Origin of the sequence: Nitrosopumilus sp. b3 (assembly GCF_014078525.1) — an archaeon.
Lineage (GTDB): Archaea > Thermoproteota > Nitrososphaeria > Nitrososphaerales > Nitrosopumilaceae > Nitrosopumilus.
Window position 1 is genome coordinate 51,724 of record NZ_MU078696.1, and the last position, 13,486, is coordinate 65,209.

Annotated in this window: 14 protein-coding genes; 7 read left to right on the forward strand and 7 right to left on the reverse strand. The window is 30.4% G+C overall.

What is annotated here, in order from left to right:
* Nucleotides 1-32: 32 nt before the first annotated feature.
* Complete coding sequence (locus C6990_RS06375; RefSeq protein ID WP_182129598.1) at nucleotides 33-449, reverse strand: hypothetical protein; 417 nt, start codon at nucleotides 447-449, stop codon at nucleotides 33-35.
* 170 nt (nucleotides 450-619) lie between these two features.
* Between C6990_RS06375 and C6990_RS06380 the strand changes: the two genes are divergently transcribed.
* Nucleotides 620-1,039, forward strand: a complete 420-nt coding sequence (locus C6990_RS06380) for a secondary thiamine-phosphate synthase enzyme YjbQ (protein ID WP_182129600.1) — start codon at nucleotides 620-622, stop codon at nucleotides 1,037-1,039.
* Here the strand turns inward: C6990_RS06380 and C6990_RS06385 are convergent, their stop codons facing one another.
* From C6990_RS06385 to C6990_RS06395, 3 genes are read right to left on the reverse strand one after another with little or no spacing between them, the layout of a single operon-like run.
* Entirely contained in the window at nucleotides 1,040-1,204 is a 165-nt protein-coding gene (locus C6990_RS06385; RefSeq protein ID WP_182129603.1) for a hypothetical protein, read from the reverse strand.
* Between the two features lie 49 nt (nucleotides 1,205-1,253).
* Nucleotides 1,254-1,703, reverse strand: coding sequence for a metal-dependent transcriptional regulator (locus tag C6990_RS06390; RefSeq protein WP_182129605.1), 450 nt, complete (start codon nucleotides 1,701-1,703; stop codon nucleotides 1,254-1,256).
* Between the two features lies 1 nt (nucleotide 1,704).
* Nucleotides 1,705-2,472 carry a TrmB family transcriptional regulator gene (locus tag C6990_RS06395; RefSeq protein ID WP_182129607.1) on the reverse strand — a complete coding sequence of 256 codons (768 nt, stop codon included), beginning with the start codon at nucleotides 2,470-2,472 and terminating at the stop codon, nucleotides 1,705-1,707.
* 118 nt (nucleotides 2,473-2,590) lie between these two features.
* On the opposite strand from C6990_RS06395, the gene tes reads away from it, so the two are divergent.
* The 6 genes from tes (at nucleotide 2,591) to C6990_RS06425 (ending at nucleotide 9,461) form a co-directional block, all read left to right on the forward strand.
* Nucleotides 2,591-4,255, forward strand: coding sequence for a tetraether lipid synthase Tes (tes, locus tag C6990_RS06400; RefSeq protein WP_182129610.1), 1,665 nt, complete (start codon nucleotides 2,591-2,593; stop codon nucleotides 4,253-4,255).
* A 92-nt stretch (nucleotides 4,256-4,347) separates the two neighbouring features.
* Entirely contained in the window at nucleotides 4,348-4,782 is a 435-nt protein-coding gene (locus C6990_RS06405; RefSeq protein WP_182129612.1) for a hypothetical protein, read from the forward strand.
* A gap of 60 nt (nucleotides 4,783-4,842) precedes the next feature.
* The gene (locus C6990_RS06410; RefSeq protein ID WP_182129614.1) at nucleotides 4,843-5,859 is read left to right on the forward strand and encodes a glycosyltransferase family 4 protein; all 1,017 of its coding nucleotides are present in this window, start codon (nucleotides 4,843-4,845) and stop codon (nucleotides 5,857-5,859) included.
* Nucleotides 5,860-5,912: 53 nt separating this feature from the next.
* Nucleotides 5,913-7,244, forward strand: coding sequence for a B12-binding domain-containing radical SAM protein (locus C6990_RS06415; protein ID WP_182129616.1), 1,332 nt, complete (start codon nucleotides 5,913-5,915; stop codon nucleotides 7,242-7,244).
* A gap of 27 nt (nucleotides 7,245-7,271) precedes the next feature.
* Nucleotides 7,272-8,429 carry a DegT/DnrJ/EryC1/StrS family aminotransferase gene (locus C6990_RS06420; protein WP_182129618.1) on the forward strand — a complete coding sequence of 386 codons (1,158 nt, stop codon included), beginning with the start codon at nucleotides 7,272-7,274 and terminating at the stop codon, nucleotides 8,427-8,429.
* A gap of 33 nt (nucleotides 8,430-8,462) precedes the next feature.
* Nucleotides 8,463-9,461, forward strand: coding sequence for an SDR family NAD(P)-dependent oxidoreductase (locus tag C6990_RS06425; RefSeq protein WP_182129620.1), 999 nt, complete (start codon nucleotides 8,463-8,465; stop codon nucleotides 9,459-9,461).
* A 6-nt stretch (nucleotides 9,462-9,467) separates the two neighbouring features.
* Here C6990_RS06425 and C6990_RS06430 read toward each other — a convergent pair whose 3' ends face one another.
* The 3 genes from C6990_RS06430 to C6990_RS06440 all read right to left on the reverse strand — a co-directional run bounded on the left by C6990_RS06430 (nucleotide 9,468) and on the right by C6990_RS06440 (nucleotide 13,450).
* Entirely contained in the window at nucleotides 9,468-10,355 is an 888-nt protein-coding gene (locus C6990_RS06430; protein WP_342752462.1) for a hypothetical protein, read from the reverse strand.
* Nucleotides 10,356-11,078: 723 nt separating this feature from the next.
* A complete protein-coding gene (locus C6990_RS06435) occupies nucleotides 11,079-12,239 on the reverse strand; it encodes a lipopolysaccharide biosynthesis protein (protein WP_182129624.1) in 1,161 nt (386 codons plus the stop codon).
* Between the two features lie 11 nt (nucleotides 12,240-12,250).
* The gene (locus C6990_RS06440) at nucleotides 12,251-13,450 is read right to left on the reverse strand and encodes a glycosyltransferase family 4 protein (protein ID WP_182129626.1); all 1,200 of its coding nucleotides are present in this window, start codon (nucleotides 13,448-13,450) and stop codon (nucleotides 12,251-12,253) included.
* Between the last annotated feature and the right edge of the window lie 36 nt (nucleotides 13,451-13,486).

Below are 13,486 nucleotides of genomic sequence, written 5' to 3' on the forward strand. Positions count from 1 at the left end.
AATAATGGTTTAATCTACAAAAAGAAAAGAGTTTAGCCTGTGACTTCGTTTGTCTTTGTTTCTTCTGTTTTTTTCTTTAGATAATTTTCAACCCAATCTAAAGTAAGAACACCTGATTCAGCTAGATTTGTAAGAGAGTTTGCAGAAGCTTCACCAGAAACTTTACCATTATTTCGTCTTAATTGACGCCATTTCAAAGATGTGTTCCCACTTTTTGAATTATATATAATCCCTAGAATATCTCTTGCATTTACAAATGTAATATCTCTTATTTTTTTCAAAGTTACTTTATCAGCTGCTTCTACGTAAATTGCACCAAGATTATCTTCTCTTTCTGCAAACACCTCTGAATCTTCCAAATAACTCCTTGGGGCGTAGGATTTACAAGTACTTGAAATGATAAATCTTCTAAAACTTTCCAATGAGGCGGGAGTGTCAATTGCAACCATTTTGAAAGATTGAACTATTCGCCATTTATCAAGCTTCTTGAAAGACTCAATAGGAATCTGACTGAATTATGCATGCAGGCAGTGATGAACCTATCCCTTTGATATGATGATGAGGATCTTGAGTTCTGAGCCTGCCTTAGGTTTTTAATGATTAATTTGTGTTAAAAAATATGAAATCCCTTACAGAATATCTTACATTTGAAGTTAAAACACGAAGAGCATTTGTCAATATTACAAATGATGTAAGCAATCTTGTAACAAAAAGTAAAGTCAAGGAAGGACTTTGTCTTGTAAATGCTATGCATATTACTGCAAGTGTTTTCATCAATGATAATGAGGGAGGACTGCTTCATGATTATGAGAAATGGTTAGAAGGATTGGCCCCTCACGAACCAACCACTCAATATGAACATAACAAAACTGGTGAAGATAATGCAGATGCTCATCTTAAAAGACAAGTTATGGGAAGAGAGGTTGTTGTTGCAATAACTAATGGAAAATTAGATTTTGGACCATGGGAAGAAATTTTCTATGGTGAATTTGATGGTAAACGACCAAAAAGAGTTTTGGTTAAAATTATTGGTGACTAATCATCCAAAGTCTGCATCACGCTTTTGACTTTGTGATTCATTCTTTCTTGCAGCGGCTCTGAATTCTTCATCGTGATTTTGAGGTCCATGACCACATTTTACACATGCAATTTTGAATCCATCTTCATTTTTCTCATAAGTTTCACAGCCACAGAAGCATGCCATGAATCAATTTAGTTTTTAAGATGATATATCTTTTGGGATGTAATTTTCGTTATGCTGATTTACAACATTCGCCCATTGGAATTTCATGATCATGTGGACATTTTCTTGGATGATTTAACATTACACAAAGTGCATTTGTAAATTGTTTATTCATGTGATGCTCAATTCCACATACCATTTCCTCATCAATTTCTACTTTTAACGCACTATCCATGAGAACTTCAAGTAATCTACTATTTCTCATCATGCTTGCACCTATTCGCTCACCATCCTCTGTAAGTTTTACACCTGCTTTGTTGTAATTTACAAGATTTTTAGAATTTAATTTCTTGAGCATTTGAACAACACTTGGTTGTCTGACGTTGAGCATTTTTGCAATGGTACTGATCTTGACATCTTCCCCTCTTTCTTTTATGTGCCATATTGCCTTTAGATACATCTCTACATGTTCAGCTTCTGCAGTTCCTACAAAGAGAGTCTCTTCATCAATTTCATCCATACTATACCACCTTTGAATCTTTTAATAAATATTCAAAATATTGACGAGCAAATCCTGCTAATCCTGCATGATCTGCCCAAATTGCAACAACATCTGAAGTATTAGCACCTCCTATTTCTGGACCTAATAAAATTACAACATATCTTTTATCAGAAATTATGCCTCCTCCAAACAATCCTTTCTTTATCTTTACAGTTGAAACTCGTTTGATTGCCTTGATAGATTCTTTGTCCATTTTATCTGATGTGAGTATTGTAATGTCTACTCCCTTATCATGAAGTGATCTTAATTTTGGCAATGCTTGTTTTACTAAATCTACTCCAGCTTCAGGTAATGCAATCATTACTTCATTTCTACATGTATCTACCATCTCTAAAATTTTAGCAGCAATGTTAATTGCACCTGAAAGTACCCAAATATCTGGTCTTTCACTAGTTCCACTTTTTTCATATAGTGGAACTAATTCATTTAGTATCACACTTTGATTTTGAGAAAAATCACTTTCTATTTTCTGTTTTGTAGTTTCTAGTCCTGTAGATGGTGATTTTGCAAAATACTTTGTTGGTCTTGAATCATCTGATCCTATCCATCCTTTATCCTCTAAAGTTCCTAACACTTCATAAATTTTTGAATATGGTACTCCTGATTTTTGACTAAGGTCTGATGCTGTTAATTCCCCAGATTTGAGTAATGCAGAGAATGTTCTAATTTCATAACTGGTGAGTCCAATTTTTTCTAATGCCTTTCTTGTTTTGTCAGATATGCTCATATGCGATCTAGTCGATCAGTTTTGGTATTTAAATCAGGTATGCCTAATTACTAAATTCCACACGGGGGTGAGTGTGAAATGGATTATATAGTATTTCAGAAGAATTTCGATTACAGGTATGGCATTAATTCAGATATCCAATCAATCAACAAAAAATTTAGGTAAAAAATCTACAATTAGATTCACTCAAAGTATCTGTCCAGACTGTAATATGATTCTGGATGCTGAAGTATTTGAGAGAGATAACAAAGTCTTCATGTCAAAAGTTTGCCCTACTCACGGTGAATGTGAGGAATTATACTTTGGTTCTTATGAAATGTACAAAAAATTTAGTACATACTGGATGGATGGAAAAGGTGCTCATTCTCCAAATGTAATGATTGACAAATGTTCATGTCCTAATAACTGTGGATTGTGCTCAAACCACCTATCACACAGTGGCCTTGCAAACATGATTGTAACTAATAGATGTGATTTAACATGCTGGTATTGCTTCTTTTATGTAAAGAAAGGTCTTGAAGGCGCTTACATGTACGAGCCAGATCATACTCAAGTAAGAGCAATGATGAAGACACTAAGATCTGAAAGACCAATTCCAGGAAACTCTATGCAGATTACTGGTGGTGAACCAATGCTTAGAGAAGATATTGCTGATGTTATTAAAATAATGAAAGAGGAAGGTGTTGACCATATTCAAATGAATACAAATGGTATTAGACACGCAATGGATCCAGAAGCAGCACGTGAAGTAAGACTTGCTGGATGTAACAACTTGTATCTTTCCTTTGATGGTGTAACTGCTAGAACAAACCCAAAGAACCATTGGGAAATTCCATATGCACTTGATAGTTGCAGAAAGACAGGTACAACTGTAGTATTTGTTCCAACAGTAATCAAATCAATTAATGACCATGAATTAGGTGGAATTATCAGGTATGCACAAAAGAACATGGATGTAGTTCATGCTGTAAACTTCCAACCAGTATCACTAACAGGAAGAATGGGTAAATCTGAACGTGAAAAATATAGAATCACAGTTCCTGATTGTGTTCAAAGAATTGAAGAACAAACAAATGGCGAAGTAACAGTTGATGACTGGTTCCCAGTCCCAAGTTGTATGCCACTAACAAACGTAATTGAAGCATTCTCAAGCAAACCAAAATATGAATTATCAATACACTTTGCTTGTGGTGCCGGAACTTACATTTTTGAGGATGCAGATACAAAGAAGTTTGTTCCATTAACAAAATTTTGTGATATTCAGGGAATGTTAGAACTCTTTGAAGACAAAGCAGAAGAGATTCGCTCTGGTAAAAACAAATACTTTACAATGCTTGAAGTTGTAAGAAAACTCAAAGGTTTTGTTGATACAAAGAAACAACCAGCCGGATTAGATTTAGCAAAGATGTTTGGTAATATTCTCATGAAGAGATCATTTGATTCAGTTGGTTCATGGCACGTCAAGGGATTGTTCCTTGGTATGATGCACTTTCAAGACAAATACAATGAAGACCTTGAGAGACTACAAAGATGTGATATTCACTATCTTACTCCAGACCTCCGAATAGTTCCATTTTGTGCATTCAATGTAATTCCAGAATGGTATAGAGACAGAATCCAAAAGAAATATTCTATCACTGTAGAAGAATGGGAAGAAAGAGAAGGTGTAAAACTTGAAGATGGTCTTTACAGAGGTCTTATGAGACGTGGAGCAGGTGATGAACTTGCTGCTGGCTGTGCAAAAAGTCAAATGTTCCATGATGCAGCACAAGCTACAATGTAGATGGTGTTTTCTTATCTTGAAACATTAATTTCATTAATTTGATTTTATATTGTTGAAAAAAGTTTTTCAATAAAAGAAATAGATTTGTTTTAATGAAAGACGAATTATCTACATCTCAAACTATTGTATTAATTGAAGTTTTAAGAATTTTAAGAGATGAAAAAAATATTACTGCTCGAAAAAAAATCTATGAAGCACATATTGATAAAAAATCAAAGATAAAATCACTAAACAAAGAAACTAGATATTTTATTGAGAAACTAAATGGTGATTTTGATGAGATTGGATTTCTTGTTGAAGAATTTGGTATAAAAGATAAATTGTTTTCATTATATTCAGACACAATCCGCAGAGTTTGGATAGCTATAGAAAATGATATTCAAAGAGAACAAGATGAAAGAAAAAAGAAAGATCCCGCAAGTACTCAATATGGGTATTTTCTAACATGGTTAGCTTCTGAGGCAAAAAAATATAGAGATAAAAACAATTTGGAAGAACCAGGATTCACAGATCTAAGGATAATCTGAAAAAAATTGAGTGAAGTTGAATCATAAGACCTTTAATAGAAATAATGATTTCAAATTTCAATGAGAATTTTAATGATTTCACCTACAAGCTCTGGAATAGGAGGAATATCTCAGCATGTTCAAGGGTTAAAAAAATTCTTGGAAAATAAAGGAAATGAAGTTGAAATAATTTCTTCAGAAAATACTCTTACAATACCCATTAAAAAACTTAAAAATCCAAGCTTTATGATTTCATCTTTTTTTAAATCAAAATTTAAAAAAAATTTTGATATCATTCACGCCCAAAATCCTATATCTGCTTTAGCAATGAAAAATGTAAAAGGAAAAAAAATCCTTTCATTACAAGGAAATTATTCTGAACAAATTTTATTACTACATGGGAACACTGCCGGAACTTTATCTGAAAAGTTAGAAAAAAATGCACTGCAATGGGCTGATGTAATTACTGTTCCTTCCAAAGAAATGTATGAAGAATTCACAAAAAATGGTTACAAAGTTTATTATGTTCCAAATGCAATTGATATCTCATCATTTCCAAAAGATAAAGATAGAAGATATGAAAAACAACTAATCTATGCTGGAAGATTATCTGAAGAAAAAGGAATTTTGGACTTGCTACAAATTTCAGAAAAAATCTCTAATGACATACATCTGATTATTATTGGATCTGGTCCTGAAGAATCAAAAATAAAAGAAAAAATAAAAAATAAATCTAACATTCATTTTCTGGGTTATCAATCAAAAGAAAATACAATAAAATTAATTCGAGGTTCTGACATACTTATCCAGCCTTCTATAATGGAAGGTGGAACAAGTTCTACTCTTTTAGAAGCAATGGCATGCAAAATCCCAATTATTGCTACATCCGTTGGTGGAAATAAAGAAACAGTAATTCATATGAAAACTGCATATGTTGTTACACCAAATCATCCTGATCAGATCTATGATGCAATAAATGATTTATTAGATAATCCTGAAAAACGAAAAATTCTAACAGAAAATGCTTTTGAGATTATTACTAATTATGACTGGGAACATGTTGGACAAAAATACTTAGATGTCTATAATGCTGTCTAGTTTTTTGATTCATATGTTTTTATATTAAATTTGAAGGTTATAAGATGAAAACAATGAAAGTGAGTCTAATTCGAGCCAGATATCCAAGTGTTTGGGAACCAACAAATTTGATGTATGTTTCATCTTTCATTAAAGATAGATACCAAGGTAATCTTGAGGTACAAATTCTTGATGGCTTTTTTGATTCTGATGAAAAAATTCTAAATCAAATTTCAGGTTCTGATTATGTAGGTTTTAGTGGAACAACACCACAAGTTCCACATATTAAAAAATTAAGTAAACTAGTTAAGAAAGAATATCCTTCTATGAAGACAGTTGCTGGTGGATATGGGCCTTCTTTACAACCATTTCTTTTCCTAAATGATCCTACAATTGATCATTTGATAGTAGGTGAAGGAGAACAATCAATGTTGGATGTACTTAATGGTACTGCTACAGAAAAATTAGTTAGTAATCAACCTATAATTGATGTTGATACAATTCCTAATCCTGATAGAGACTCTATTGATTTGAACAGGTACATTGCAATTGCTGAAAAAGATGAAGGGAGACGAGTAACCTCCATTATGACTGAAAGAGGCTGTGCATTTGGATGTACATTCTGTGCAGAAGGTGAGTTTGGAACCATATGGAGAAAAGCTGATCTTAGCAATAAAAAACTGGAATATGAAAGAGCTGTTAGATTACGACAAAGAAGTGCAAAATTAGTTGTACAAGAAATGTTAGAAGTTAGAGATCGATTTAACATTACTTTTTTTAAAATGAACGATGCTGAAACCAATCCTTCCAAACCTCATTTCGTTAAACTGTGTAAGGAAATGATCAAACAAGAAGTAAATGTTCCATGGGGATGTAATATGAGATGTGATAAAGTAGATGATGAAATGTGTGAATTAGCAGTTAAAGCTAACTGTGAAGAGTTTTGGATGGGATTGGAATCTGGTTCTCCTGAAATTCATCGCGATATTAACAAAGGCACAACTGTTGAGATGATCAAAAGAGCATTTGATGTTTCCAAAAAATATGGAATAAAACGAAGGACTTATGCATTACTTGGAACTCCTTTGGAATCTTATGAAACAATTAAACAAACTGAAGAACTAATTGATTATGTTGATCCTGAAATAATTGGATTTTCAATTCTTGCACCATATCCTGGTACGGCATATTGGAAGCCTGAATATGATAAACTAGATTGGTCACAAATTGATGAATTTTCTAACACCACATGGAGTTCAAGTAATCTTACTAATGAAGAATTACGCACCGAACAAGCACGATTAATTGAAAAATACTCTGATAAACTTGCACCAATAATTAGAAAAAAGCAAAAATTAGGAATGGGTGGTTCTCAAACACTAGACTCCATAATGGGTGCAATGTGATTATTATCTAATTTGAAGGATTAAAAAATGATTGATCGTTTTGGCCAAGAAGAAATTGCCTCTGTAATTCAATCCATAAAAAATGCATCTCTTTTATCAGGATATACAAATAAGTTCTTAGGAGGAGAAACACTACAAAAATTTGAAAAAGACTTTGCGCGATTCCATAACTGCAAATATGGAATTTCAGTAAATTCTGGAACTAGTGCATTATTTGTATCACAACTTGCAGCAGGAGTAAAAAATAACACCAAAGTTGCTGTCCCATCAATTACGTTTACTTCTACCATATCTCAAGTTGTTGCTTGTGGTGGAATACCTGTTTTTACAGATATAGATTCTGAATCCTATTGTATGGATTTTGATTTTAAAAAGAAAGTAAAGTTTGCAATTCCAGTACATTTGCTAGGACATCCGTGTAAATTTGAAATGATAAAAAAAATGAAAGAAACTGGAATTTTTGTAATTGAAGATTGTGCACAAGCAATGGGTGCAAAATACAAAAATAAATCAGTTGGAAGTATGGGGGATTGTGGGATTTTTAGTTTTCAAGAAACAAAACATATCACTACACTGGGTGAAGGTGGAATTATTGTGACAAATAATGAAGAATTTGCAGAAAAATGTAGGCGTATTAGAAATCACGGTGAATATTATAAAGATGATGATGATATAGGATTTAATTTTCGATTGACTGATACTCAAACAGCATTTGGTCTTGTTCAGCTAAAACGGTTACCATCTATCTTGAAAAGTTTCCGCAAAAATGCTAATTATATAATAAAAAATCTTCCTGAAGTTATCATTCCCCCTATGATTCCCAAGAACATAGATCATTCATTTTTGATTTTAGGTTGTAAATATGATAAAAAAAAATCTATAGTTTCAAGGGAAAAATTTCTAGAAAAACTAACAAAAAACAGAAAAAAATTCCTAAAAAATGAACAAGTATCTGATATCAAAGGCTTGAATTTTAGACCTGGAAAAATAATTAGCTCTGGCTACAAAACAACTCAATATGATGTCCCTCTTTATAGAAAATATCGACCAAAGAAAAAATTACAAAATGCTGAAGATTTTATCCAAAACAGCTTTTTCTTAGATATTCATAGATGGAGAACAAAGAGTGAAATTGATGAAGAATTAAAAATTTTACATAGAACCAGCAAACAACTTAGTAGTTAATTTATTAAAATGATGTTATTTTCATAATGTGATATGTCTATTTTAACTAAAAGATCCATTCTTGTAACGGGGGGAACTGGTTCAATTGGTACTGCACTAGTCAAAAAAGCAATTCATGATAAAGCAAAACTAATTCGAGTTTTTAGTAACGATGAAAATGGTTTATATGAAATGGAATCTGAATATGGAACTCAAAACATTGAATATGTTATAGGTGATATCCAAAACGAAGAAAGAGTATCGGAACTTGTAAAAGGGATTGATATTGTTTTTCATGCGGCTGCTCTAAAACATGTAGACAGATGTGAATTAAATCCACTAGAAACAATCAACGTCAATATTATAGGAACAAAAAATATTGCAAAGGCTGCACAAAAAGAAAATGTAAAGAGGATGATTTTAATCAGTACTGATAAAGCTGTTAATCCAATTGGTGTTATGGGTGCAACAAAGTTATTAGGTGAAAAATTAATCTCTGCTGAAGCATCCCGTAAATCAAAAACTATATTTGCATCAGTAAGATTTGGAAATGTCTTTCAAACTAGAGGTTCAATTTTACCTAGAATTGAACAACAAATCAAAAATGGCGGTCCAATCACTCTTACTGACAAAAATATGAAGCGATTTTTCATGACAAAAGATGAAGCAGTAAAATTAATCATTCATGCTACTAATCTTGCAAAAGGTGGAGAAACTTTTATTCTTAAAATGCCATTATTACGTTTGGAAGATCTTTTTGAAGTCATGAAAGAAATTTTAGCACCAAAATATGGTTATGATCCAAAAAAAATAAAAACCAAACTTACAGGAACAAGGCCTGGAGAAAAACTAACAGAATATTTATTGACAAATTTTGAAATGAGCCAAGCCTTAGAAACTAAAGAATTTTTCATTTTACCATCATCCTTTAATTATTCCACAAAAATAACTTACCCAAATTCCAAAAAACCAAAAAATCTTTTAAATTATTTTGAAAATATAAAACCTCTTACAAAAAAAGAAATTAAATCAATACTCAACCAAATTTATTAATTTACATCATGAATTATTTTTTAAAAATTTATCATAATTTATTTTGAAAATTTTTGTAGAATATTGAGAATTAGAAGAATCAAACTCTTTTTCAAGATAGGGATATTTTTCATCATTTATAAAAACATCATATAATCTGGACTCTTTATCATTTTCAACTATAATATGGGTAAGATTATTTTTATTTGAAGCAATAAAATCATCAATTTCTTGATGATTTGGCATGGTTATAACTGAAATTTGTTGGGGAACACTAAATCTAATTGATTTTTTATCCACTCTGTCTAAATCATAAAATTTTTTGAATTCATTAAATTCTTTAGGATAATTTAGAGGCTCCAAATATTGACTATTGTTATAATCATTAATTGTTTTTGGTGATTCTGAGATTTTTTGTGCAATTATCAAGTATTCATCATTTTGATTATTGTCAATTTTTAATGCTGAATATACACATGATGAAATTACAACAAAGATAATTATCACAGTAAAAGCAATTTTTTTATTAAATCTTTTACCTATTTTTTCTATTGTTAGCATTGACAAAATTACAAAAATGGGATATAAGAAGAAAAAATATCTTCCATCTTGAATAGAAATTGCATATGCATAAAATGCAGGCATTGACATCAAAACTAAACCTGCAAAAATTGTCTTTATTTTATAATTCCAATTCTTAAACATCAAAATAAATCCTAATGGTAAGAAGGGCAGAAAAATCGGAATTAAATTCCAACCAAGATATTTTGGAAAATTCACCAATCCATTAACAATAAAGTTTATTCCTGTAATATCTGTGGATTTTTTAGGATCTACAATATGCGTTTCTATGCTGTTAATAGCTCGTCCAAATGCCATGTCGCTATCATATATTTCAAATTGAATTAAAGCCATAGGTAAAAAAATCACAGAAAAAATTAATCCTGATATTGTGATATCTGTTATTTTTCTCTTGATATTATCACTTCTAAAAATAATCATGATCAAAAATACCATTAAAACAAAAATACCCTCAGATCTTACAATCGTACCGAACCCAATAATCAAAAATGAGATATATGTGATTTTTTTATTTTCATTAAAATATAAAAGAAAACTAATTACAATCAAAAAAATGTATAATGAATCACTAATACCAAATAAGGAATTTTGAATTAAATGAGGTTCAAATCCTATAATTAATGCACCAATTAAACAATGGGATTTGTTAAAAAATTTTTTACATAGAAAATATGTTGGTAAAACCGTCAATGAGGAAATAGAAATTGATAAAATCTTTTGTAAATTCATATAATCTATAACATTTTGCAATTCGAAACTCGAAAAGAATGCAGAAAGAAAAATTCCCCATCCTGGATTAGCTAATGAATAATTCACGGGTAATTGATTATTGATTTTAATATCTAAAGCATAAAAAAAATAATTCAATGCATCATTAGTAAGTGGTATTTCAAAATTCATAAAGTAAATTCTTATGATAAAAGAACTTAGGACAATAGCGGTTAATATCACTAATATTTTTTTTCTTGAAATTGTTTCTTCAAATTGTGTATTCTGAGTCTTAACATTTTTTGTCATTATTTTTACCTCATTTTTCAATAAACATGATCAGACTCTTCATTTGATGCTTACCACGAACATCTTGTTTGATAAAATATAAAATATCGCTTGCATGGTTTCTGCTAATACTAATGAAATAGCAATTCCAATGGCCCCTAGGGATTCCCCAAGTAAAATTATAGTTGGAATTTGAATTCCAAGAAATATTACTGATGCAATAATTACAAATTTACTTTTTTCCATTCCTAGAAATTTTGATATGAACATTAAACTTATGGTTCTTGGAATGATCGCTATTATCATAATTTGAATTATTCCAATAGTTTCGATATATTGTGGAAACAACCAATTTATCAGATTTGGTCCTATGAATATTCCAGTTATTGCAATAAATATGGAAAAAACTATGATAATTTTTTTAATTTTGTCATTATTTTGTCCACTAGAATCTCTAGGTAACGTATATTGCATTATAATATTTGGCAATAATGTTGCAATAACTAAAAATTGCATTCCTAAATGATAATTTCCTAGTAAACTTAAACCAAACAATGGTCCAATAATCAATTTATCAGTATGTCCACTAAGTGCTTTTACCAGATCAGTCCCATAACTGTTCAACATAAATCCTAGTCTTGGTTTTATTACTGAAAACTGAATTCCTTTCAGTTTGATTTCCTTGTATATTACAGGAATAAAAATTAGAAAAGATAATGCATAACCTAGAATAACTCCCGTATTTTGATAAAATTGAAACAATGAAAGAATCAATGCCACCATGAGGATTTTTTGTGAAATCAAAAAAATTGCATATTTTTTAAATTGTTTTAAACCCATTAATGTGGCTGTACCTAAATTGAATACAACATACAATAAAACATATGCTGATAATGCTGGATTATTTAATCCAAAGAAAATTGCAATTGCAGCAACAGAGCTTCCAATTATTGTAGCAATAAAAGTTGCAGGGATAATATTGATATTTTTTGCAGTGTATACAATAGTAGTATATCCTGAACCTATGGATGCAACTGTTGAAGCAATTCCTGCAATTGCAAGTAAATAGCTTAGTTCACCATAACCTTCTGTTCCAATTAAAGCTGCTAAATAGAACCAAAATAAGCCTGAAATTCCACTACTTACAATGTTTGCAATTCCTATCGAAGTTAAATCTTTTAATCCACCAAAATTTTTAATTTTACTAAAAAATCTACTCATAATGTTTTTCCTTAATCATAATTATTATTTTTTAAATTTAATGTCAAATTATATAACTTGAAAATTTCTTCACACATAACTTTGTTATTGAAACTTTTTTCCACCATTTTATATCCTTCAACACCTAATTTTTGACATTTTTCAGGATTTAGCAATAACTGTTTCATCTTTTCTTTCAAATCTACAAAATTTTCATTTTCAAAAAGCAACCCATTTTCGTTATCTTTTATAACATAGGGAATTCCGTGAATTCTTGAGCCGATGGTTGTTTTTTTACAAGCAAATCCTTCTAAAGGTGTTAATGGAGACATTTCCCATCGTGATGGTAATACCAAAAATTCACATGCATGATAAGCTGAAATTACTTCTTCTCTATCTGGTTTTATAACTGTCAAAACTCTTTCATTTAATTTTTTTTCTTTAATTTTCTTAAACATTTTTTTTGAATAACCAAAATCTGTTCCCATAATTACTAATTTTACATTATCAAATTCTTTTTCTTGAATCAATTCTGAGAACGCTTCTAATAAGACATCTATCCCTTTAACTTCTGCAAATCTACCTAAAAATAAAATCATTCTTTCTTTCATGTTATGTTTTTTTTTAAAATCAAATGGAATTTTTTGAAATGAATTCAAGTCAACCCCATTCCTAATAATTACTAATTTTTTTGAATCACAGTATTTTGAAAAAATTTCTTGTTCATATTCGTTTGCAACTATGATTTTTTTTGATTGTTTGATGATGAATTTTATCATGGGCTCCTGAATTTTATACAGAATTCTTTTTTTCCCTCTATTTTGAAAGTCTGGATGGGTGAACAGACCTCCTTGATCACTTGTTATCAATGGGATTTTCTTAATTTTTGATATAATTGCTGCTAAAAAACTCTGAAAACTACGAATACCTATAGTATGAATAATTTCTGGTTGGTCATTGATAATTTGTTTATACATTCCAAAATTTATAAAAAATAATTCTATATTGAAATACACATGAGATCTTCTGACTTTAAAATCATCTATTGACTCAATTCTAGGTAATCTTTTGTTAAATACTTTGGAATTATTTGAAAAATCTAGATCTGTAGTATATACAGTAACTTGGAACTGCTTTTTTGATACTTCCTTGGCTATATCTAATGCAAGAAAGAGTATGCCTCCAAATTGTGTGGCAGGTAAAAATGCTGGACATACAATCGCAATTTTCATTAATTATGCTTGTTTTCTACTTATTTTAGTTAATAA